This window comes from Shewanella algae, from assembly GCF_009183365.2.
GTDB classification, from domain to species: Bacteria; Pseudomonadota; Gammaproteobacteria; order Enterobacterales; family Shewanellaceae; genus Shewanella; species Shewanella algae.
This window is the reverse complement of record NZ_CP068230.1, coordinates 2,011,307-2,033,580: the sequence shown is the minus strand read 5'-3', so window position 1 is coordinate 2,033,580 and position 22,274 is coordinate 2,011,307. Positions and strand designations below refer to the sequence as shown.

General features: G+C 53.2%; 21 protein-coding genes. 11 read left to right on the top strand and 10 right to left on the bottom strand.

Going from position 1 to position 22,274, the window contains the following annotated elements:
• Positions 1-60: 60 nt before the first annotated feature.
• Positions 61-1,860 carry an acyl-CoA dehydrogenase C-terminal domain-containing protein gene (locus E1N14_RS09025; RefSeq protein ID WP_025010496.1) on the bottom strand — a complete coding sequence of 600 codons (1,800 nt, stop codon included), beginning with the start codon at positions 1,858-1,860 and terminating at the stop codon, positions 61-63.
• Between the two features lie 205 nt (positions 1,861-2,065).
• Here E1N14_RS09025 and E1N14_RS09020 point away from each other — a divergent pair, with 205 nt between their 5' ends.
• The 11 genes from E1N14_RS09020 (at position 2,066) to E1N14_RS08970 (ending at position 17,391) form a co-directional block, all read left to right on the top strand.
• A complete protein-coding gene (locus tag E1N14_RS09020) occupies positions 2,066-2,914 on the top strand; it encodes a D-hexose-6-phosphate mutarotase (RefSeq protein WP_025010495.1) in 849 nt (282 codons plus the stop codon).
• Positions 2,915-2,937: 23 nt separating this feature from the next.
• Entirely contained in the window at positions 2,938-6,573 is a 3,636-nt protein-coding gene (locus tag E1N14_RS09015) for an intermembrane phospholipid transport YdbH family protein (protein WP_062793798.1), read from the top strand.
• 38 nt (positions 6,574-6,611) lie between these two features.
• Positions 6,612-6,785, top strand: a complete 174-nt coding sequence (locus E1N14_RS09010) for a YnbE family lipoprotein (protein ID WP_224866993.1) — start codon at positions 6,612-6,614, stop codon at positions 6,783-6,785.
• A 30-nt stretch (positions 6,786-6,815) separates the two neighbouring features.
• Positions 6,816-7,136: a YdbL family probable chaperone protein gene (locus E1N14_RS09005; RefSeq protein ID WP_025890142.1), complete on the top strand. Its 321-nt coding sequence runs from the start codon at positions 6,816-6,818 to the stop codon at positions 7,134-7,136.
• Positions 7,137-7,402: 266 nt separating this feature from the next.
• Positions 7,403-8,560, top strand: a complete 1,158-nt coding sequence (locus E1N14_RS09000; protein ID WP_062793799.1) for an MFS transporter — start codon at positions 7,403-7,405, stop codon at positions 8,558-8,560.
• A 60-nt stretch (positions 8,561-8,620) separates the two neighbouring features.
• Complete coding sequence (locus E1N14_RS08995; RefSeq protein ID WP_025010491.1) at positions 8,621-9,046, top strand: DUF7079 family protein; 426 nt, start codon at positions 8,621-8,623, stop codon at positions 9,044-9,046.
• A gap of 158 nt (positions 9,047-9,204) precedes the next feature.
• Complete coding sequence (locus E1N14_RS08990; protein WP_146508644.1) at positions 9,205-10,227, top strand: non-structural maintenance of chromosomes element 1 family protein; 1,023 nt, start codon at positions 9,205-9,207, stop codon at positions 10,225-10,227.
• Positions 10,224-10,757, top strand: coding sequence for a hypothetical protein (locus E1N14_RS08985; protein ID WP_025010489.1), 534 nt, complete (start codon positions 10,224-10,226; stop codon positions 10,755-10,757). Before E1N14_RS08990 ends, E1N14_RS08985 begins: the two co-directional genes overlap by 4 nt.
• 89 nt (positions 10,758-10,846) lie before the next feature.
• On the top strand, positions 10,847-11,281 hold the full coding sequence (locus tag E1N14_RS08980) for a hypothetical protein (protein WP_025010488.1): 435 nt from the start codon (positions 10,847-10,849) through the stop codon (positions 11,279-11,281).
• 16 nt (positions 11,282-11,297) lie between these two features.
• Positions 11,298-14,897 carry a DEAD/DEAH box helicase gene (locus E1N14_RS08975; RefSeq protein WP_062793801.1) on the top strand — a complete coding sequence of 1,200 codons (3,600 nt, stop codon included), beginning with the start codon at positions 11,298-11,300 and terminating at the stop codon, positions 14,895-14,897.
• A 442-nt stretch (positions 14,898-15,339) separates the two neighbouring features.
• Entirely contained in the window at positions 15,340-17,391 is a 2,052-nt protein-coding gene (locus tag E1N14_RS08970; RefSeq protein ID WP_062793802.1) for a TonB-dependent receptor, read from the top strand.
• 67 nt (positions 17,392-17,458) lie between these two features.
• Here E1N14_RS08970 and E1N14_RS08965 read toward each other — a convergent pair whose 3' ends face one another.
• The 9 genes from E1N14_RS08965 to E1N14_RS08925 form a co-directional block, all read right to left on the bottom strand.
• Positions 17,459-18,346, bottom strand: a complete 888-nt coding sequence (locus tag E1N14_RS08965) for a hypothetical protein (protein WP_062793803.1) — start codon at positions 18,344-18,346, stop codon at positions 17,459-17,461.
• Positions 18,347-18,398: 52 nt separating this feature from the next.
• Complete coding sequence (locus E1N14_RS08960) at positions 18,399-18,806, bottom strand: PaaI family thioesterase (RefSeq protein WP_025010485.1); 408 nt, start codon at positions 18,804-18,806, stop codon at positions 18,399-18,401.
• Between the two features lie 99 nt (positions 18,807-18,905).
• A complete protein-coding gene (locus E1N14_RS08955) occupies positions 18,906-19,247 on the bottom strand; it encodes a hypothetical protein (protein ID WP_025010484.1) in 342 nt (113 codons plus the stop codon).
• Between the two features lie 134 nt (positions 19,248-19,381).
• Positions 19,382-19,807 (bottom strand): DUF6559 family protein, encoded by a 426-nt coding sequence (locus E1N14_RS08950; protein WP_025010483.1) that lies wholly within the window; start codon positions 19,805-19,807, stop codon positions 19,382-19,384.
• Between the two features lie 54 nt (positions 19,808-19,861).
• The gene (locus E1N14_RS08945) at positions 19,862-20,245 is read right to left on the bottom strand and encodes a hypothetical protein (protein WP_025010482.1); all 384 of its coding nucleotides are present in this window, start codon (positions 20,243-20,245) and stop codon (positions 19,862-19,864) included.
• Positions 20,246-20,266: 21 nt separating this feature from the next.
• Complete coding sequence (locus E1N14_RS08940; protein WP_025010481.1) at positions 20,267-20,848, bottom strand: GAD-like domain-containing protein; 582 nt, start codon at positions 20,846-20,848, stop codon at positions 20,267-20,269.
• A gap of 260 nt (positions 20,849-21,108) precedes the next feature.
• Positions 21,109-21,498: a hypothetical protein gene (locus E1N14_RS08935; RefSeq protein ID WP_025010480.1), complete on the bottom strand. Its 390-nt coding sequence runs from the start codon at positions 21,496-21,498 to the stop codon at positions 21,109-21,111.
• Between the two features lie 44 nt (positions 21,499-21,542).
• Positions 21,543-21,848, bottom strand: a complete 306-nt coding sequence (locus E1N14_RS08930) for a hypothetical protein (protein ID WP_025010479.1) — start codon at positions 21,846-21,848, stop codon at positions 21,543-21,545.
• A gap of 44 nt (positions 21,849-21,892) precedes the next feature.
• Positions 21,893-22,186 carry a hypothetical protein gene (locus tag E1N14_RS08925; RefSeq protein ID WP_025010478.1) on the bottom strand — a complete coding sequence of 98 codons (294 nt, stop codon included), beginning with the start codon at positions 22,184-22,186 and terminating at the stop codon, positions 21,893-21,895.
• Positions 22,187-22,274 lie beyond the last annotated feature (88 nt).

The window sequence follows — 22,274 nt, the reverse complement described above, 5'->3', positions numbered from 1 at the left end:
TGGAAGCTATTGGTGTACCACAAAAAAGGGCCGGTTGCACCGACCCTTTGGTATTGAAGCTTAGCCGAAGTAACTGTCGTCGAAGGCCATGATGGATTCACTGGCCGCGGCGATTTGACGCCGATAGCCACTGGCGCTGCTGACATAGTAGTCCATAAAGAAACCCGCCGAGGCCAGTTTGCCGGCATAGAAACCGTCGGCATCATCTGCCAGCCCATCGAGCGCCAGCTCGGCCATCCGCGCCCAGATCCACGCCAGCGCAGCTGTGCCAAACAGCTGCATATAAGGCATTGAGGCCGCACCCAGGTTGTCGGGATTCTTCATCGCCAACTCCATCAGGCTCTGAGTACCACGCTGCATATCCGTTGCCGCCTGGCCCAAACCTTCGAGCACTTTGGCAAACCGGGGATCTTGAGCGGCCTTGGGTTTGGCACCTTCGATAAAGGCCTCCACCTCTGCGGCCCAGAGTTTCAGCGCCGCGCCCTTGTCCCCCATCAGCTTGCGTCCCACCAGGTCCAGGGCCTGCACGCCATTGGTTCCTTCATAAATCATCGCGATACGGGCATCACGGACAAACTGCTCCATCCCCCACTCATGGATATAACCATGGCCGCCAAACACCTGCTGGGCATCGACACAGGCGCTGAAGCCTCTATCTGTGATAAAGCCCTTGACCACAGGGGTAAACAACGCCGCCAACGCCTTGGCTCTGGCCTTTTGCTCGGCATCCTGATGCCGCTCGGCTTCATCGAGCCACAGCGCCTGCTGGCCGATAAGGGCGCGGGCGCCCTCATTGAAGACTTTTTGCGACAACAGCATCCGCCGCACATCACCGTGTACCAGAATAGGATCAGCATTTTGCTCCGGCGCCTTGGTGCCGGACAGTGCCCTTCCCTGAACCCGCTCTCTGGCGTAGGCCAGCGCGTTCTGGTAAGCGATTTCAGAGACGCCCAGCCCCTGAACCCCAACACCCATGCGCGCCATGTTCATCATGGTGAACATGGCTCTGAGGCCTTGATGGGCTTCGCCCACCAACTCGCCTTTGGCGCCGTCGAACAGCATCACACAAGTGGAATTGCCGTGAATGCCCATCTTATGCTCGAGGCCGCTGGCCTTGACATTGTTGGCCTCGCCCAGGCTGCCATCTTCCTTGACCCAATACTTGGGCACGGCGAACAAACTGATCCCCTTCACCCCGGCCGGGGCATCGGGCAACCTGGCCAAGACCAGGTGCACTATGTTTTCGGCCAGATCGTGATCGCCACTGGAGATAAAGATTTTCTCACCGCTGACAAGATAGCAACCGTCAGTGCTGGGCTCGGCCTTGGTGCGCAGCAGCGCCAGATCGGTACCGGCATGGGATTCGGTCAGATTCATGGTGCCGGTCCACTCGCCGCTCACCAGTTTGGGTAGATATTTGGCCTTGAGCGCCTCGGAGCCATGGGCAAAAATGGCACTGTAAGCACCGTGGGTCAGCCCGGGATACATGGCAAAGGCCATGTTGGAGGAGGTCTGCATTTCGGTGGCAAAAATACCCACAACTTCCGGCAGGCCCTGACCACCGAACTCAGGATCACAGGTCAGCGTTGGCCAGCCGTTGTCCACATACTGGCGATAGGCATCGATAAAGCCCTCGGCGGTTTTCACCCCGTCGGCTTCCAGTCGACAGCCCTGCAGATCGCCGACACTGTTGAGCGGCAGCATCACCCCAGTGCTGAAATCGGCCATACCTTCGAGAATGGCATTGACCAACTCAGGGTCAATTTCATCGAACCCCTGCAGCTTTGGCTGCTGATAAATATCCAGTAACTGTTCAAGAATAAAGCGGTAATCCCGCATCGGCGGCTGATAACTTGCCATATGCTTATTTCCTTTTCCCTGTGATTGATGTCTCACCTTAGCCAATTCTGAGTAAAAACTCAGCACCTCTGACCAGTTTTATATCACTTTTTTTGAATACAAGAACAGCGCTCTGCGTAAATTCGCTTGAACAGCCCCTTATCTCGGGCTGTAAAACTTTGTAAGCTAGGGGCATTATCCTGTTCGCCCGCTAAAGGAATCCTGCATGGCCAGCGTCAACACCCGCAAACACCCCAATGGTCTGGACTATATCGAAATCGATACTCCACTCTGCTACGGCCGTATTTTTTTACAGGGTGCCCAGATAGACAGCTTTGTGCCCAAGGGCAAGGCGCCGCTGCTGTGGGTTTCTCCTGCCGATGACTATCTGCCAGGCAGTGGTATTCGCGGCGGTATTCCCGTCTGCTGGCCCTGGTTTGGCATGCATGCCAATGAGAGCTGGCCCCAGCATGGCTTTGCCCGCACCCGGCTGTGGCAACTTGAGCGAACTCATATCAGCAATGAACGGGTAGAGCTGAGCTTTACCCTTAAACTCAGCGACGAGGACAAAGGTTACTGGCCCCACGATACCGAGGTGCGGCTGGACTTTGTCCTCAGCGACAGCCTCAGAGTCAGCCTGATTAACCGCAACCTCGGAGAGCAAAGCGTGACGCTGACCCAGGCGCTGCACTCTTATTTCCCCATCGGCGATATCCACCAGCTGCGCGCCACAGGCTTTGCCGGCAGCCAATATATCGAGTTTGGTGAAGGCCCATATGCACAAGTCGAGGACGAAGTGCGCTTTGAGCGCGAGACCGACCGGGTTTACACCGGCTTGTCCGAGCTGCAAAAGCTGCATACCCCCAACGGCACGATTCTTGTCAGACGTGAGCAGAGCCACTCGGCAGTACTTTGGAATCCCTGGATAGACAAGTCCAAGCGGCTGACCCGTTTCCAAGAGCAGGATTACCTGTCCATGGTCTGCCTGGAAGCCGCCAATGTGCTGGAAGATAAACTGGTGCTCGGCCCCAAACAGAGTCACACTCTGACCACAGAAATCCGCTGGCAGGAGTGAGCGGCCAAGGCCGGGAAACACCAATGAGGTATCGACTCCCAAGCAAGAAACGCCTGACTGTATGGGCTGTTGGCCTGTTGCTTCTGCTGGTGCTGCTTCCGGGTGCCCTGCTGATGGGGCTGGCTTGGTCCCTGTATGAAAGGCCGCAGTGGCTGCTGCCGCATATTAATCAATATCTGGCTGCGCAAGATATTCGTATCGACGAGTTGCGCCTGGCGCCTGAAGGCTGGGACAGACTGAGCTTCGATTATCTCAAGCTTGATTACCAGGGCAGCGAGCTTGAGTTTCATCAACTCAGGCTTCAGCTCAAATCGCCTGTCAGCGCAAAACGGATTTGGCAATTGCTGGCAGGCGAAGCATCGACGCCGCCCCCTGGCTCCACCGACTGGTTGATGGCGCAACTTCAAAAAGTCAGCTATCAAGACGCCGGTTTTAGTTTGACGCCTGAGCTACTCTTGCCCGGCGGTGATGATGGCGGTCAGAGCCTGGCGCTGGACTTGAACTCTGTGCCCGAAATAGCCCTGGGGCCGACCCGAATAAGCCTGCAACCCGAGGCGGGCGTATCCGATACGCCCAATACGTCGCTGACCTTGAATAAGGCAGGTAATACCCCAAGCTTTACTCTGATGCTGCAAAAGTTGCAGCTCAGCCCTTCCGGGCAACTGGTTACTGAGCTGGCCACCCGGTTACAAGGAGTGCAACAAGAGACTCACTCAGGAACTCAAACAAGACAAGAGACGCCCCTGCTGGCATTAACCGCCGACTTGAAAGCCAAACTCGCCAACGGTGCCCCCGCCTGGCGATTGACCAGTCAACTGCATCTCAAAGCGCTGCAACAGGCGCTGGCAAGTGTTGAGCAGGACCCGGCCGCAGCGCCCCTCATCAGCGCCTTTAAGCTTGATGAAATAGTGAATGCCGAGCTAATGCCGAGCCTTGGCGGAGATCTCTTCTCGCAACTGACTCTGGATTTAACCCAAGGCAACATAGACTCGCGCCATTGCTGGTCAACGCCGACTATTGCCATGCCAGGACTCGAGCAAGTGGCGCTTAAGATAACGCCGCTGCCTCTGGAAGCTAAGGCACACAATTCATTGACCGATAGCCCTCTGTGCCCAAGTTCCAACGCTGCTGCCAGTTTCAATGCCAATCCCAAGGCAAGTGCAAATGCCAAGGCTGAGGTTAAGGATAGTGATGGCGCAGGGTTGCGCTTTCGCTTCTCGGGCTCCACCAGCGAGCAGATTTTTGAGCTGGCGCCACTGAGACTCACGCTTTCAACCACTCCGGCTCAGCGCCAAGCGCTGCTTGCCTTGCTCGCAGCAACACCCGCACAAACATCAGCAACCAAGGCCGCGGAACTCGAATCGCAATTGGCGCAGCTGCAGCAAGTCTTGGCGCAAGAGCCAGCTGAAAAAAAACAAGTAAAACCCCTTATCGCCGCAATTGAGCTGGCGCTTGATCAGGGCCTCGACGCCGAATTCAAACCCACCAAGGTCACTGATACAAAGAACAATGCGGCAACGGGCAATGAGACATCCATGCGGGTATCGCTGCCGAGTCTGACAGTGCGGCCGTTACTGCCCGCCCTGATGACAGAGAAGCAGCAAGCGTCGTTCGGTACGCCAATTAATCAGCCAAGTGCTGCGAAACTGAGCCCGGCAGCGCTCAGTAGTGGCGAGCGGCCGAGTTTGCTGCTGACCCTTGAAAACCTGCAATTGCAACTGCCAAAGGCCACAGGAGCACAGCAAGACACTTCTGTTTCTTTGCCGCAAAGCGCCAAACCTCAAGGGTTAAATTCACCGGGCTCTGGTTTATCAAGCTCTGGCTCATCAGGCTCAAGCTCACCAAACTCCTCAAACTCAAAGCCCTTGTCGGCCGAGCAGCGACTCGAACTGGCGCTGCAACAGGCCATTCAAGGGCTGCAACTCAGCCTAAATCAGTTGCCACTGGAACAAGCAAGCACAGACTGGCGCCTTGAAGCCTCCCTGCCGAGCGGTTTTCGCTGGCAGTCGGCTGCTGCTGAATTGCAACTCAATGAGGGCGCATCACTCAATAAGGGCGCATCAATGGCGCTTAGCGGTAAGCTGGCACTGGAGCCGACAAGCGAAGGGCAACAACTGAACTTCAGCCTCGCGGCCAATCCCGGGTTCAGCACTGGTGCCATTCAAGCCGGTATAGAGGATAAAAGTATCCAACTCTCGGGCTTTAAGTTGTCACTGCTGGACCCGCTCAGTGGCAGCTTCAACCAAGGCAAACTTAAGCTGTCTTTGCCCGCGGTCAGCAGCCAGTTGGGTGAATTGCAGGCTAAAAGCGGGCCGCTGGCACTGTCGATTGCCCAAACCTCACTCCTGAGCCCCGGGCTCAGTCGAACCCTGGATGCCAACCTAAATCAAAAACGGCACTTGCCACTCTTGAGTCAACTCTTGGATGAGCGTTTTGCCAGTCGTCTGAATCTGGCCTTCGATGGGCTCAACTTAAGCCAAACCCGGCATACCAAGCTCGGACCTCGCACCGAAACCCTGCTCAATCTGGGCTATGGCAGCTTCAGCCAGACCATTGACTGGCAGGATAACCGTCTTATCAGTGAAGAAAACTGGCAACTGGATAATATCCCGCTTCACAGCCGCCACGACTTTATGCCCATCTGGCCCAAGCGGGCCAAAGATCCGCTTGGCTACCGCTTGAACAGTTGCTGGACCCTGGATACGGATCTCGCTGATATCAAGGCGCTGGCAGCCAAGAACCTGCCCTTGCCTCCTGAGTTGGTACTCAGGGGCGAGACCCATATGATTGCCGACCTCAAGCTCGAAGGGCTTGGGCGAGCGTTGCAATTGCAACTGGATTTCAACCCGCTGCTGTCGGATCTCTCCGGCAGTATCAGTCAGTTACCATTTGAAGGCGCCAACCTGTCGGCCTTGTGCCGTTTGACCCTTGACAAGGAAGCCAAGGCGCCAGCAGAGGCCGAACTCAACTGTCAGCAGCTCAAGGCTTCGGTACAGGCCTTCAACCCCGGAGTGCTGTTGACCAATCTGGGACTGGAAGGCCAGCTCAGCCTGACCCCTGAACTCGACAGCAACCAAAGCACTCAAGCCAAGCTGTTGCCCGGGTTTCGGGATGCCGATATTCAGGTGCGCGGCCAAGGCGAGTTACTCAAGGGACAAATGCTGCTGCCCAGCTTCCGCTTGCGGCTCAACGCGCCATCCAATGCCTATTTGGTGTTGCAGGGCCTGAGCCTGGAAGAACTGTTGGCCATCCAGCCTCAGGAAGGCATCTACGCCGACGGTATTTTCGATGGTGTCTTGCCGGTATTTATTACCGACGGCCAGGTGTCGGTCAAAGGCGGCCGCCTGGCGGCCCGAGCCCCAGGCGGACTTATCAAGGTCGGCAATAATCCGGCTGTAGCTCAAATGCGTGCTGGGCAACCCTATCTGGACTTTGCCTTTTCCACCCTCGAACACTTGCAATATTCTACCCTGGCCAGCACTTACGATATGGCACCGGATGGTGAGGCCTGGCTCAAGGTTGAAGTAAAAGGTAAGGCCGAGGGGATTGAACGCCCTATCCACTTGAACTACTCTCATGAGGAGAACATGCTGCAGCTCCTCAGGAGTCTGACCATAGGTGACAAGCTTCAAACCCAAATTGAAGCTTCCATGCAGTGAGGACACAAAAGGACATGAATGTGAAACAGACTAAATTTCTGCTGCCGCTGGCTGCAGCCTTGCTGCTGGCGTCGGCTTGTACCCCAACGGTCAAGATTGAGCCACCGGATAAGCCAATCGTTATCAACCTGAATGTGAAAATCGAACATGAAATTCGCATTAAGGTCGATAAAGAGTTGGATCAGCTGCTGACCAATGATGAACTCTTCTAAGGTGCCAGAATTCGCGAAAGGAAAACACAGATGAAAACCAAGTTGATGACCCTGACTGCCGCCCTGTTGATGAGTTTCTGCGTCTTTGCCATAGGTTTGCAGGACGCCAAGAGCCAAGGGTTGGTGGGTGAACAGCAAAACGGCTATTTGGGTGTGGTCAAATCCAGCGCCGAGGTGACGGCGCTGGTTAAGGATATCAATGCCAAACGCCGGGCACATTATGAAAAAATCGCCCGTCAAAACGGGATTTCCGTGGATGATGTTGCCAAACTCGCCGGCGCCAAGGCGATTGCTGCCGCCGACAAAGGCCATATAGTGCAGGATGCTTCCGGCAAGTGGGTTCGTAAATAACCCGTTAACCCCCTTAATAAGGACTGGCTCGATGCTGGTCCTTTTAACCCTTATCAAAAATATTCCCCGGCCCTGACATAAGCGCAGCCCGCTTGTGTCGCTTCAAAGGTGCCCCCACCCCGCAATTCCCGCATGGCATAGCCCCATAACAAGTTTTCATGAGCGTGGCAGCACAGACGGGTCGTAAAATCGCATTTGCTGAATTATTTCTGAACTATGACTACAGCACTCTCTTTCGTCGCTTGCCACTATCCACAGGAGTCAAGATGCCACTGGCTATTCTTGCGTTGACTCTCGCCAGTTTCGCCATCGGAACCAGCGAATTTATCATTATGGGTTTAATGCCCGAAGTCGCCGGGTCACTCAATGTCAGCTTGCCTCAGGCCGGCCTGTTGGTGACCTTCTACGCCCTTGGCGTAGTATTCGGTGGCCCTGTACTGGCGATGGCTACTGCTCGGATCCCCCGCAAGCGCACCCTACTCGGGCTTATGTTACTGTTTATTGGCGGTAACCTTTGCTGCGCCTTGGCCAATGGCTATGAAACCTTGATGCTGGCTCGCGTACTGAGCGCTTTATGTCATGGCACGTTTTTTGGTTTGGCCTCCATAGTGGCTGCCGATTTGTCCCGGCCGGAAAAACGGACCCAAGCCATTGCGTTGGTCTTTATGGGCGTTACCCTGGCCAATATCCTGGGAGTGCCCCTGGGTACAGCCATAGGTCAGGCACTGGGTTGGCGCAGCGCCTTTTGGGGAGTTGCCGCAATAGGATTGTTGGCACTCGTTGCATTGTGGTTTTACCTGCCGGCCAATCTGGTTCAGCAAAAGGTAAGGTTTAAAGATGAACTCAAGGTACTAAAGAACCGCAAAGTCCTCAGCGGCCTAGCCTTATCCGTGGTGGCCAACGCCAGCCTCTTCAGTGTTTTCACTTATATTGCCCCAACCTTGGGACAAGTTAGCGGCGCCTCTCCCAAGGAGATCACTTTGGTACTGTTTGCCTTGGGGTTGGGATTGTCTCTTGGCAGTTTGCTTGGCGGCTTTCTCGGCGACAGAAAACTCCTGCCCTCGCTCACATTCCTGAGTCTGGCGTTGATTGGCATTCTAACCCTGTTGCATTTTTGCCTCGGCAGCTTGCTGTTAACCGTGCCGCTGCTGATGCTGTGGTCAGTTGTCGGCTTTGCGCTTTGCCCCATGCTGCAGATGTTAGTGGTCAAGAGTGCCGCCAAGGCGCCTTTGTTAGCGTCAACCTTTAACCAAAGTGCCTTTAATCTGGGGAATGCCCTCGGTGCCTGGATTGCCGGGACTCTGCTGGCATTGGGCACAGGACTGAAAGAGCTTCCGTTGGCCGGGGCCTTGCTGGCGCTGATGGCTTTGCTCCTCGCCATGAGTCTGGGTTGGCGCCGCGAACCACAGGCAGCCAACACTTGATGTCGATTGCCGCTTTGGTTAACCTCACGGCACAGACTGCAGCCCCAAAGGAAGGACCCTATGGCTGAATCCCCCGCACAGATCATGCTTGAAGACGCAGAAACGCTCCACACCCGCCAGGCGGTATGGAGCGCACTGTCGGACTTGTTTCTTGATACAGATGTCGCCCTGCACTACCCCGGCATCACCCGAGTATGTGCACTTTCACCCTATTCCCTGCCGGAACTGGAGCATATTCTGTACCGCGAAGTTGCCCCTGTGTGCGGCCCCAATCTATTCGATGTCTGTGGCGAATGGGCCGGTTTCGATGAACAGTGGCTCAAGGAGAGTATTATGTTGCAGTTCACTACTCCTCCCGGTCTTTGGCAAAGATTGAAGCAGCGCCTGGCACAAAGAATGTTCGCCCGTTACCTGACGCCTCATTGGCAACTCTTGTCGCTGCAGATCCAAAGCCGGCGCAATAACACACTCGCTGACAAGCTTTGAAATCATATTGAATCAATTTTATGCAAGCTGTTGCATATATTAATATTTTTTCAAAAAAACACTCAATATCTGGTTTTTTATTTCAACTTTCGTGTTAAGGTTTGCGCCGTCTCTCATGACATAAACCTCCAGCTCAAACAGATAAGTAAGATCCAACAGTGGCCCATACAAATAGCCTTCCAGCCCCTTTGAATATTCTTCTGCCCATGCGTCGTTATCGGTTGAGCTTTCGTCATCAACAGTTGGATATCCTGGGTAAGGTCTCACGTTTTTTGCTGCAATCTTTTACCTTATACGGTGTAACCCAGGAACAGATCCAGCAAGTTACGGCACTGACAAGCTCACAACTGACGCCACTACTCGAACGTTTATGTGCGCTCGGCTGGCTGGAAGATGATCTGCGCCAATTGACCCCACAAGGGAGTCAGATGGCGCTGGCTTGTGAGCTGACCGAGCTGAGCTTTGTGCTGTGGCTTGATGTGATGGATCCGCAACTCAATCCCGTTTGGTGCCACGAAGAACAACTATTATTGAAAAATAACCCCTCCGAACCCTGGATGACCTTGAGAGAGTACGAAACAGACTGGAATATTCAGACGGTGCTGCAACAGCAAAGACTGAACCGCCGATTGGCCTCCAGCCTGGAAAATCAAGGGGAGCTAACAGAGCTGATGCAACAGCTTTGTCCGACCAAGTATCACAGAATGCTCCAGGAGCAGCGTACTGCCTGGCAGCCACTGCTTGAGATTATCGGCGATGAAACAGAGCTTCGTTATGCCTGGGTCGAGCTTGATAGCGAAACATCATTAACTTCGGAAAAACGCGGCACACTGCTATTAAAAGCCCCGACACTCGAATATCAAGCTAATTACACTGTGCCGCCCCTGCTCGATTCAACACTGGCAAGTCCCCCTCCCAGTCGACTCCACTTGTGCCAGTTGAGCGGCGCCATTATCAACACCAGCGAGCGAGTTGAAGGCAACGCTAGTTGGCCCAAGAGCGCTGAAAAGCCCATAAGCGAACTGTTGCAGGTCATCGGCACGAAAGATGAGCCCCTTGATACCGGCATTAGTCGTCACATCACGCTGAACCAGAGCCTGCGCCCACTGCGACTCGACAAGCCGCAGCTGATGGCGGCACTCAAGGCACAATTTGAAACCTCGTTGGAGCCAAACCAATGAAAACTGTTTCACTGTTTGCCAGTAAGACCCTGGAAATTGGCAGTGCCCGGCAGGCGAGGCTCTACCAGGCTGGCCGAATAGGTTACCAACTGATGCGCGGCGCCAAAGGGGTTAACCCTGTATTGGTGTGGGTCGATGCCGCCATTTCGGTACTTGACTGCCTCAACTCCTATTTTAAGCTGCAGCGTGCCAAAGAAGTCACCGAGCAGTTGCAAGCACAAAAACGTACGTTGCAGCATCAACTCAAAAACCTCAGCAAACAGATGGCACTGGAGCAAACGCTCTGGCAAATGGAGGCCGAGGAGCGCATGACACTGCTGCAACACAGATTACAGCACGACAATCACCTGACGACTCAACTTGTCGCAGAACTACAGAGTCGCCGCCAGAGTCTGGAGCTATTTCTTGGACAGTTGCAGCATCTGAGAAGTACCGCTCGCCGTGAGTGCCCAGAGCTCAGACGACTCAGCAGACTGACCGATGAGTTAATGAAGGCACAACTCTTGTGCTTGGTCAGCGCTTTTGAGTAACACCAAGCTTAGTTAAAGATTTGCGATTCATTATCGTCAACCCTAATTCACCTAAATCAAGGCTATTGAAGTTCAGAGGGCATACACAAATGAAAACTCCCAGCCGAATTGGCACCAAGTCCCCGGCCAAACCACAAAGCAAAACCCCGGAGCTAAGCGGCGCAGAAGTCGTTGCACTAGCCAAAGAGGCGGTCAGTGCTTATCAGAGTTACAACCAACTGGAAACTGCCAGAGCGGAAACTGAAAGAGTAAAAGCCGAAGCGTTAAAAGAGATAGAGCTGTCCGACAACGAATTACGTCAGGCGCAACTCAAACATCAGGAGCGCTGTCAGGAAATCGCCCTCGACAGGCTCAAGGCCGACAATGAACATCAACTCAATGAACAGGCCCATCAACGCTGGCGACAGAATCATCAAAGTCGCGAGCAAACGATTGAGATTTTGCGCCGTAAGGTGAGTTTGGGTGAAGCCAGCGATGAAGAATATCAGCTGCTGCAACTGTTGCATAAATTGCCAAACCTTTAATCCAGGAGTTTATTGAGTGCTGCCAGCCATCATCATAGGCATAGGGGTTACTGTCACAGCAACTGCGACCGCTTGGTTGTTCGATAGAGCCACAGCTAAAGAACATCAGCGCCACGACGAGTTGCGCGGAGACATAGACGCTCTCAATCGGCGTTATAGCCGCATGGCGGCAGAGCACGACAGGCAGCAAGCTCTACAGTTGAGTCAATCGTTGCAGCAACTCTTCTCCAAAATGGAAGCTCAATATCATGAGCTGCTGAATAAAGTCAGCCTGATAGACGCCGAACTCCAACTGTTACCCGAGCAAATAGCCACAGAGCTCAATGATGAGGGGCTGAGCCCCTATCGGCGCCGGGCGCTGCAGCAAAGTTATTGTCAGGTAGAAGATGCCCGCAGCCGCCTGGTTGCCTACAAAGACTATCTCGACTGGTATCTGGCACAACTCAAAGCCGTGCGGGATACGCTCGACACCGAGCCTTCGGTATCTGAACTCAAAAAACACCTGGATGAGCTTACGCCACCGAGCCCGACCTTACCCGCAGAATGGCTCTATGTCGGGAAAGTGGTGCTGGTAGAGCAAGATGAACTGGATACAGACCTGCCCTTCAACAGCAGGCTGCATCTTGGCAATAACCTGGGCTTGCAGGGCTGGAGCAACGACCTGCAGCGCAAGCTGTTTTTCAGCTATGACGATCCACAAGCCATTCCGCTGCAAATAACTCACCAACGCAGCGGCAAGAATGGCACCCGGTTATTCTATGCCTGTGTCGCCAGAGGTGTCGCCTGGGTAGAGGCGATAATGTCTGCCAGGCCAATGGCATTCGAAATTGAACGCCGGGTAGCCAAAGGTTATCTGGCCCATACTCAAGGCAAGGCCATATCCGCCTTTCTGCCAAGGCAGATGACCCCCAACCCCATGTTGGAACTGCTACCGGGCCAACAGATACAAGCCTGGCCAGAGCTTTACAACCTGACGCTAGACGCCAGCCCTGGCCAGCAGCAATCCCGGGGAAGAATTCAACTCAATATGCTGGACACGGCCGAACTCGGCGGCACAGATGAAGGCTCACTCTATCTTTACCTGCCTTCAGAGCTATTTTCTGAGCAGGAGCTCATGGCGCTGCGGGCGGATGATCCAACGCCCTGGCGCTTGCTCCATTCCGATATGGAACAGCACAGCGGTGACTTGCGACTGGCCCGCCACACTCTGGCGCTGAACTGCCAAATTGATACCAAGCAAGCCTGTTTGCGGGTCAGCGATGTCGAAGACTTTGAAGACAGAGGTCAGGGGTATGAGCTGCCCTTTATGTTGATCCCGGCAGACAGTGCTCTTGAGTCCAGTGTGCTGGCCAATCCGGATGGTATCAGTGCCCTTGTCGCCTTTATCAACCACTTGAGCAGCAGTGAAGCCGACAGCCAGACGCGGATGGCGCAACTGAAAATGCTGTGTCAGTGGCAAAGCGTGCTCGATTATCAGCAGGCGCAGTTGGATATCACCTTAGTGGGACGGGCCGACAAGCTGCAGGAACAAGAGCAGGACTTACTGCTGCACTTTATCGTCGATGGCAGTCAGCACCAGCTGCTGGCGGATTTCAAAGCCGGGTTCAAAGCGCAGCAAAGCAGTGGTTTTTCGCCTCGTTGCACCCTCGAATACTGGGGCGAAACCGCCGCAGGCGAATTTGTCTGGCTCAATCCCCTTCCCGCCCGGCAACAAAACCGCCTCGAAGTGACTATCGATTCCGGTAGTATGCAGCTGAGGTTGCCGCAAAAATGGGCACAAGAGCTGCAATCCACTCAGGTCGGTTCAACAAAAACATGCCTGCGGCTCAGTCTCAAGCTGTTTGACGATGCGCTTCAGCGACAACAAGCGGCTTTGGATGCATTTCGTAACGATGCCTTGGTCGAGCCCAGGCTAAAGCAGATACTTCTGGCACCGGGCAGCTATACGCCGCAACAGGATCCATTCTGGCAACACAGATTGCGCGCAGATCTTTGCTGGCAAAATACCCAACTGACCGAACGCCAGAAGCAGGTTATCCGCACAGCACTCAGTGAGCAGTATCTTGCTCTGATCCAGGGGCCACCCGGTACCGCCAAGACCACCTGCATAGTGGAGATGCTGCACCAGATTTTCCACCATAGTCCAGAGACCCGGGTATTATTGGTATCGCAGCAACATGCGGCGGTGGACAACGCCCTGGCACGCTTTATTGATTTACACCAAGCCTTGCTGGAGCAGCAAGAGGTACGGCTATTGAGAATTGGGGCCGATGACAAGGTCAGTGGCAAACTCAGCGACTACACCATTAAACAAAAGCTGAATGACTTTGAACAGCGAAGTCGCCGCAGTGCCCTGGCCTGTACAACCGAAGCCGAACCTTTGCCTGAGCTAGCTCACCGTTGGCTTTACGGCGTTTTGGGCACAGAGCAGGAACAACAAAGGCTTGATAAAGAGCTCAACTGGATGTTACTGGCAGATCATAATCTGGTTGGCGCGACTTGCGTTGGACTGGCTTCCAGACGTCAAAGCATAGATCAGCTCAGGTTCGACCTCGTGATCATTGATGAAGCCGGTCGCTCCACGGTACCCGAACTCATGATCCCTCTGCTCAGAGCCCGCAAGGTGATACTGATTGGCGATCATTTCCAACTGCCTCCCAGCGTTGCGCCGCTACTGCAAACAGATAAAGCCAATGACGAATTACCCTTTTTGAACGAATGTTTCCTGGAAACCAGTTTCTTTGAAGGCCTTTATGAACAATTGCCGCCCACAAGCAAAAGCTTTTTGGCTGAACAGTTCAGAATGCCGGAAAAGATAGGCGATCTGGTCGCCGAGCTCTTTTACAGCCCGGACGGTGAGCGACAACTGTTCAACGGCCGACAACTGAATGAACAAGACTTCGTCCTGCCGCACACCTTGATTTGGAAAGATGTCGCCGGTCAACAGCAACAAGAAGGCACCAGTAAGTACAATCGCGAAGAAGCCGAGGCGATAGTCACCTTTATCAAGAATCTGGCAGACAAAAATAATCTCCAGGAAAACACCACTGAGAGCCGGGTGACTCATCAGCCTGCCACGCCTCTGGGCATCGCCGTCATCACCCCCTATGGCGCCCAAAAACGACTGATCCGTGCCCTGATGAGCGAGTTATCATCGCCCGCGGCAAGTGGGGAATATCGCCTGGGTCAGTTCAATATCCGCATCAATACAGTGGACAGCTTTCAAGGCAGCGAAGATGAGATAGTCTGTTATTCCACAGTGCGAACCCGGGGCAACCTGCGCTTTATTCTCGACTGGAAACGACTCAATGTGGCCTGCTCCCGCGCCAAGCAAAGCCTGCTCTTCTTCGGCGATCTCGAGTTTCTGAGTCGCCCTGGCGCCGCCGGGAAATACAGAAACCTGTTTGCCGAAGTGATAGCCAGAATTCCCAAACATTGCCGATTACGAAGAAAACCGGATGCCGACGGCAAAAGCCCAAGACAAGCTACAGGCAAAAAAGCGACACATTCACCCAACAGACCAATGGGAAAACCGTCAAAGAATCGGCCTCCCAATGATAAACAATCAAGGCATAAACGGCACAAACGCGCGCCCAAGACCGAGCAGACGGTTTAATAACTGTCTGTTTTCCTTGGGCCTGCCCCGAAATGGAGTTCGGGCGCCAAACGACTATAACCCCTCAGGTAAGCCATGCTCACTTATCCGAAGTGTGGCCTTCAAGTAGCCGTAAACTTCAACTGCGCCCGGTTAATTGTAAAGGCCAGTTTATCAAAGCGACGGCAAGCCTTTTGTTCGTATCTTCCCTCAAAGAGCAAACTTAACTCTGACAACTCACCTTGTGAGCGCTCAGATACTTGCCCCATCTATTCCAACGTCTGCGGCCACTCATTTCGTGTATCCAATTTGTCCCTTTTACAAAAGATTTCCCTGCATTCGATCACAATTTATTAAATGATAACAATTATCACTTGCACTCATATTTGTAACAATATAAATTTTCCCCCCACTTAACGCTTATTTTCTCAATCGCTTCATTTGTTAATCAGGACAGATACTCATGCCTAGCTACACGTTTAAGCTCAACGCCCTGCTGCTCGCTATGCTGGCATCACCGGCCTTTGCCGACGATGCTGTCGAGCGCGGAAATCAATCAATCGAAAAAATTGTCGTTTTGGGGGAAAAGACAGAGAAATCATTGAAAGACGTGAGTTCATCTGTATCTGTCATCACGGAGGAGCAGCTTAAGACGCTGCAATACCTGTCGGTGCATGACGCCATCTCTGAAATACCCAACCTGGTAGTGCTGTCCGGGCAGATGCCCAATATCCGCGGGGTTTCCGGTAACGGAGCCGCCACCGGCTTTAGTGGGGTTTCCGGCGGCGCCAAGACCCGGGTATCGACCATAACCGATGGTGTGGCAGAACCTTTTATGGCGGATTTGACCGGCGATACCGGCATGTGGGACATAGAGCAGATTGAAGTGTTTCGTGGTCCCCAATCCACCAGCAATGGCCGCAACAGCATAGGCGGCGCCATGTTTATCAAGACCAAGGATCCGACTTTTGACTGGCAGGGTGCCGCTCGGGTGGGTTATCGCAGTGAGAGCCAATATATAGACTCGGCCGCCGCTATCTCCGGCCCTTTGATTGAAGATGAGCTGGCCTTTCGCCTGTCGGCGCAGCATACCGATGGCGAAACTTACGCCAACCCGGTTATCCATGAAGCTAACCCGCCGGGCTTTGATCTGAATAAGCTCAACACAGACAGAATAAGAGCCAAACTTCTGTGGGAGCCCGCAGCCATTGACGGCCTCAAGGCCATGCTCAGCTATGCCAAAAACCATGAGCGCGGCAACACGGGACGGCAATACTTCAGTGGTGACGATCCCTGGAAGTATCAGCCCATCAACCCCAGAAACATGGACACTGAATCCGATACCGGCAGCATCAAGCTGGACTACAGGATCAGTGACAATTTCTCGGTCGACTTCTTGCTGGCCAGAATGAACTACAACTGGGTGATGGATACCTATGACAAGGATCCTGCTACCGAGCAAGTGGTGAGTATGGAGGAGTCCAACACCACGGCTGAAACCAAGCTGCATTTTGGCCTTAACAGCGAACTCTACAGCGGCTTTATCGGCCTCTACTATTTCAAGCGCGATCAAGACTTCAACAGTATCGGCGGTTCGGTTTATCGCGGCGACGACAATAGTGACTCCAAAGCGGTTTTCGGCGAATTTACTTATAACTTCACCGATGACTTCAGGATCACCGCCGGAGGCCGGGTCGAACGGGAATCGCAGCTGCGTAACTTCTGGATGAAGCAGCCGCAAACGCCCATAGAAGATACCCTGGACAACAGCAAGACCATCAAGTTGCCCAAGCTGGTGCTGCAATATGATATCAATGCCGAGACCATAGTCTCCTTAAGCGGTCGCCGTGGTTACAACGCCGCCGGTGCGGCGATAGGCTTTCCGGAGAATGAGTTCTACTTCTACGATGAAGAGTACGTTAACGCCTATGAACTTGGGCTGAGAACCAGCCTGGATGGCGGTAATATCAACCTGAGCGCCAACCTGTTCTACAACGACTACGACGGATATCAGGCCACAGGTTCTGCCAGACGGGTTATCAACATGGACAAGGTGATTACCTATGGTGCCGAGTTTGAAGCCTCAGCCATGGTGACCCGGGATCTGCGCCTGCACGGCGGCCTTGGGCTGTTGAGTTCGGAAATCAAGGAACCTGGAGAAGGTTATGCCTCTGCCAAGGGCAATGAGCTGGATTCGGCCCCCTCAATGACCGCCAATCTCGGTGCCCAGTATTGGCTGACAGATCAGCTTACCTTCAGTGTCTCCGCCAACTATGTCGGTGAGTACTATGGTGACTTTGAGAACACAGAGGAACGAGTTGCCGGTGACTATGTGCTGGCACGTATGTCGCTCAATTATGAGACAGACAACTGGATCTTCAACGCCTTCGTCAACAACGCCTTTGATGAGAAAGCCGTGTTGAGTCGCTCTCCGGCAGCCCGTAACTACCCGGATGGCTATGCGGCGATAGTCGATCCCCGTAACTTTGGGGTCTCAGTCACCTACCAGTTTTAACCTTAGATAAGCCAAAAGGCTCCCAAGGGAGCCTTTTTAATTTTATTGAAGCCCCTTTGACCAAGAGTTACGGATTCCAAGCCGTTTCATGACTGAGTCTCACGCGGCGATCATTCCCTAAGTGCGTTAAACACAAGGCGGAAAACTCGCTTTGCCAACGGGTCAGCTCAAACCCATAGCGTTCTTGAAAGGCCTGAGTCTCAAAGTACATGGAATAGGCATAGTTTTGATACAGCATCAATCCAGGCAGCACTTGGCCAGCCTCTAGATACTCCCTGGATGCCGCCAGCATGATGGGATAGTTGTCGTTATGCTTTTCACCGCCGAATCCCGGCTTAAAGCCATCGAGCCGGCGGATGAAGGGATCATCTTCAAGATAAGTTTGCAACTGCACCTGGCTGAGCATTCGCATTACGCCATCGGAGGGGATGCCGAAGGCCCAATTACTGTGAAACGCCCGTAGAGCAGCATGAGCCGCCAGTTCATTTCGCCCCAAACGCCTCAACTGCGATGCCAGTGCAAACCAATAGTCACCCACTTCCGATAATTGCTCGCAGGCCTGCTGCAGTAAAATAATACCTGCCTCAATATCGTTCTGCGTGGCTGGCCCCTTCTCTGCTCCACGAAAAAACGCCTTGGCGCTCTGAACCAACATTGGCGCAAAGTCTGCGTCTTGCGGCTCTTCATCGCCGCGCTCCCAGTCGTTGGCTTCGAGCCAGGCAACAAATTTACCGGCGCCGGAAAAGGCCGGTACCAACTTGGCCTCATCGTGCCACATGTCACAGACTATCGGCGCCTCTGTCTCCCGGCCCAAGGGCCAATAGAGCCCAAAATAATCACCGTTGCCGAGCTCGGCATCGAACAGAGGCAGAAAGCCCAATGAAGGATAGGGTCCCATGGGCTGCTCGTCCGCAGCAAAAGGTGATAATAGATTGATTTCAGGAGGAATATACATGATGCAACATCTCTCTATCAGCGCGGAGGACAACAACTGTTTTTGAATGAGGCTAGCTCGCCGGCGGAATGGAATAAGTGCCCACGGCATGGGCCACCAGGTCGCTGTGTCCGTCCGAAAACACAGACACCTCGGCAATCGCCAGTGATTTACCCAGTTTCAGCAGCCTACAATCGGCGACAATGTCACACTCGGCACTGGGTTTACGCAGAAAGTTAATATTCAGGTTAGTGGTTACCGCCAGCGGCACTATGCCTATTTCCCCCAGCAAGGCGACATAGATGGCAATATCCGCCAGCTCCATCATGGTCGGCCCTGAGACAGTACCACCGGGGCGCAGGTGCGCCTGAGTTATCGGCTTACGCACTCTGGCTGACTTATCTCCCAGATGTTCAATCACAATGCCGCTATGTGGCAGCTCGTAGTTAATAAAAGCTTGCAGCTCGGCGATAGTCACCATCTAAACCTCCTTGATTGTTAGGCCAGTCGTTGCGGGTATCAATGGGCCATGGGTAATACTTGGTCATTGGCAGCCTCTGGTTTGGCCTTGTTTGCACTTCTACTCCTGTTTGGTCGTGGGCTTTGATACCGCTTTTGATTGTTGCCGCCGTTTAAGCTCACGCCCCTGAAGGGTGAATATCGACCAGACCAACAACAAAGGCAGCATTGGGACTATCCCCCAAAGTAAATCCACAGAGCTTGCCACCGAGTTATATTTAAGCTGATATACCGGCACCAACACCCAAAGGGGATAGCTGTAAAACAACCCTCGCACCAGGCGCATAGACAAACTGCGACGCAGCTCGGCGCCGGGAAGCGAGGCAAACATCAAGGCAAACCAGCCCAAAACGCCCGTCAGCAGCGCAAAACCCAGCACTAGCTGGATCAATAGTTCCGGCATTGCCCTCTCCCTGAGTATAAGCTTCTAACCCTTTTGACCGATTTACAGCGCTGACCGGAGCACTCCTGTCAGCCAGGAGTGGTCATCGCAGCAGCAAAGGCCAAGCGCCCACGACCAGCTCGCTCACTTTCAGCTTAATCACTGCCAGAATCACACCCCGGATCCGCAGCGGCGGTTTCCGCTGCACTATGGCCTGTACAGGCATCATGCAGGCTCGTGATAGAAAAATCCTGTGGCCGGCCAAAGATAACCTCCGCAGCTTCCCTTCTCAGTTGCCCATAGTCCGGCTCACTGGAACCTTGGGCGATGGAAGTTTGCATCGAAATGCGGGAAAACTCGGCCGGTGAGCAGTACATGGCATAGGCATAATATTCGTTGGTCGAAATCCTGCCATTGCTGTCACCGTCTCTGGCCGGACGCCTGAGCTTTTGTCTGATTAAGGCCCTTTCCAGCTGATTTCTGGAGTAATATCTCTTCTTGCCATAATGCTTTAGCAAATCCCTGGATAGCTTACGGGCATATTGCCTTATCTTTCGTTTTCGAAGCAGATGGGCAAACATAAGAACTCACTCTGCTTGGCTCGCTTCTCCAATATGCCGCTTTGTGCTCAGAGCCTAATTGGAGCCCACTTGCCGAGCGGCACCAAAGAACAGATATGGCGCGGCAAATAAGTTGATGATTAAGCTGTAAAACAGCGGCAACAAGGCCACGCCCAAACCGGCCATGATGGTTTCGGCGCCGCCTAAGCTTTGCATCAAAACCCGCAGCAAACCGTAAATAAACATAAGCCCGGCGGCCAACCAGCATACTTTGATGGCACCCCGTAATTTGGCGCGCCTTGTCGCAGCCAAAGGGGTAAACCAACAAGCCAGGGCGGGCGCAATAACGCCAAGCATGGAGGGGAAATCGATAAATATGGCCCAGTGCGCCGACAAAACCAGCTTGCCAAGCGTATACAAACAGACCAACCAGTAGACTATGACTGCTGCCCGGTTCAATTTCTCCTCCTGTTCTCGAAGTTAGGCTTCAAGTGCCAATTGCAGTAGTAAGTCCAGCTGAACCCTGGCATCGCCTCTTTGAGTCTTATCAATGGCAGGTTCACCACCGAGACGCAGTGCCGGGGTGTAAAAATAGATCTGGTTCTGCTGCAGCTTACCTTGCAGATCACTGACTTGCTGAAGATCCTTCTTCCTGAAGAAGCTGGCTTGCACTTCATCGTCACAACACCAGTCGTTGAAGAAATCTTCCATGCTCCAGGTGAGCACATCTGTCTGCGAAGTGTGGGGATCGATAAAGGCGATATCTTCATCCCCTTCATCGCTCAGGAGCCGATAATAAAAAATGTCGCCAAAACAGCTGATAGCGAAAGGGATGCGACTCATGTCTTCATCCAACATCAGCCAGCCCCAGAGATTGTCCAGGTATTCATCCGGATCAATAAGTTGGATTAAACCATCACCATAGTGGCCAAAGCCATGTTGTTGCCACAGTTCCAACAAGCACTCGGGCAAATGGTCCTGATATTTGGCAAGAGTTGGCGCCGATACTGATTTAATATCTGCACCGGGTGGCAGATGGTCGATAAAAGATTGCAGAAGCATTGAGGTAAAATTCCTTTTCCTATCAGAATAACTGTCACAAAACCTTGGGTTTTCCGTGACCTTGATTTGAAAGCCTTAGCAGGCACTTAGACATGGGGCGAGGATAAGCCCGTTGCCGATTATGCGGCCTTTGATAGCATGATTGCAATCCCGAGAGACGCACCGGCTATACACAAAGCCCAAAAATCGCTGAGACAGTATCGATATTTGTCCGCAATATCTATTCGATCGCAAAACTCTCGGCGACAAGCTTTAAGGTATCAGTCTGAGCTTGGTACAGCCCTGGCATCGAGCCGTAAAATGGTGAAGGCGATGCTTTCGCCGCTAATATTGCTATCGAAAGGTGCCTCCAGCCGACATAGGCCGACATCTATGACAGCACCTTGGGTAATATCGGTTATGGTGCCAAATGCGCGGTAGCTCCATCCCTGAATATGCTGCAGCTGCCTTAACCCCTCCGGGTTGCCGGCCAACATGGTGTTTTGATCCTCCTGTTCACAGGCGATACCGACGCTCAGCTCAATATCAATGATCTCACCATAAGTCAGGCTGTCACCACCGAATTCATCCATCACAGTAAGCGGCTGCCCCGCCACTTCAATAACGGCTTCGAGGTAATCGCCCTCGGTTTGCTTAAATACTGCTTGCACGGTTTTCCTTATAAAATTCTTTTTTGAGGCTGTTTCTCAGTTGGTCATTGCTCAGCTTCTTTGACCGCCAGCCACTCACATTCGGCTGTGGTGGCCAATTCCCCCAGTTGACGACGCTGATCCCGCCCCTGGAAACTGGAACGAGCCCCCTTGAGGATAGGTACCGCATATTGAATATCACGGGCCAGTTGCCCGAGAAATAGATTGCCGGAACGGCGATATTCCGCCATTTCCTGCCCATTGAGCTGGATCATAAAGCGGTTGTTATGTCGGCAAAGCACATCCAGATATAGTTGTCCTTCATGCTCCAACAGGTACCATTGCGCTTGAGACATTGCCAATACTTTCATACCCAGCTCCCGACTATGCCGCTTTTGCCGAAAGAGGCACTAAATTACAGCAGCGTAAGCCACTCTGAGGTATCTGCCAGAATAAACTCATAGCGTTTGCCATCATTGAGAATGACCCGCAGCGCATCTGCCGATATAGGGAAAATACCGCCGCCAGTAGCCAGACACTTTTCTACCGCGCAGATATCATCACGCTTGAGTGTGTAGGGCCCCAGCCCCAGTTGCTGATTGAAAGGCACAAACCTGAGTTCATTGCCGGTCAAAGAAATCTTGCCATCGGCTTTGGCCACTCCGTTCTGCACTGTAGTCATTGACGATTTGATCAGTTCTGCTGCCATCCTTGCTTCCTCTTGGGTAATGCCTTGCTTCCTTAAGGCCTTGTTGGCATAAGCCATCAATAATGTTCAAACTACCCCAATAAATGAG

Coding starts and splice junctions, on each gene's coding strand:
- E1N14_RS09025 (WP_025010496.1), bottom strand. CDS start 1,860: ATGGCAAGTTATCAGCCGCCGATGCGGGATTACCGCTTTATTCTTGAA.
- E1N14_RS09020 (WP_025010495.1), top strand. CDS start 2,066: ATGGCCAGCGTCAACACCCGCAAACACCCCAATGGTCTGGACTATATC.
- E1N14_RS09015 (WP_062793798.1), top strand. CDS start 2,938: ATGAGGTATCGACTCCCAAGCAAGAAACGCCTGACTGTATGGGCTGTT.
- E1N14_RS09005 (WP_025890142.1), top strand. CDS start 6,816: ATGAAAACCAAGTTGATGACCCTGACTGCCGCCCTGTTGATGAGTTTC.
- E1N14_RS09000 (WP_062793799.1), top strand. CDS start 7,403: ATGCCACTGGCTATTCTTGCGTTGACTCTCGCCAGTTTCGCCATCGGA.
- E1N14_RS08995 (WP_025010491.1), top strand. CDS start 8,621: ATGGCTGAATCCCCCGCACAGATCATGCTTGAAGACGCAGAAACGCTC.
- E1N14_RS08985 (WP_025010489.1), top strand. CDS start 10,224: ATGAAAACTGTTTCACTGTTTGCCAGTAAGACCCTGGAAATTGGCAGT.
- E1N14_RS08980 (WP_025010488.1), top strand. CDS start 10,847: ATGAAAACTCCCAGCCGAATTGGCACCAAGTCCCCGGCCAAACCACAA.
- E1N14_RS08970 (WP_062793802.1), top strand. CDS start 15,340: ATGCCTAGCTACACGTTTAAGCTCAACGCCCTGCTGCTCGCTATGCTG.
- E1N14_RS08965 (WP_062793803.1), bottom strand. CDS start 18,346: ATGTATATTCCTCCTGAAATCAATCTATTATCACCTTTTGCTGCGGAC.
- E1N14_RS08960 (WP_025010485.1), bottom strand. CDS start 18,806: ATGGTGACTATCGCCGAGCTGCAAGCTTTTATTAACTACGAGCTGCCA.
- E1N14_RS08955 (WP_025010484.1), bottom strand. CDS start 19,247: ATGCCGGAACTATTGATCCAGCTAGTGCTGGGTTTTGCGCTGCTGACG.
- E1N14_RS08950 (WP_025010483.1), bottom strand. CDS start 19,807: ATGTTTGCCCATCTGCTTCGAAAACGAAAGATAAGGCAATATGCCCGT.
- E1N14_RS08940 (WP_025010481.1), bottom strand. CDS start 20,848: ATGCTTCTGCAATCTTTTATCGACCATCTGCCACCCGGTGCAGATATT.
- E1N14_RS08930 (WP_025010479.1), bottom strand. CDS start 21,848: ATGAAAGTATTGGCAATGTCTCAAGCGCAATGGTACCTGTTGGAGCAT.
- E1N14_RS08925 (WP_025010478.1), bottom strand. CDS start 22,186: ATGGCAGCAGAACTGATCAAATCGTCAATGACTACAGTGCAGAACGGA.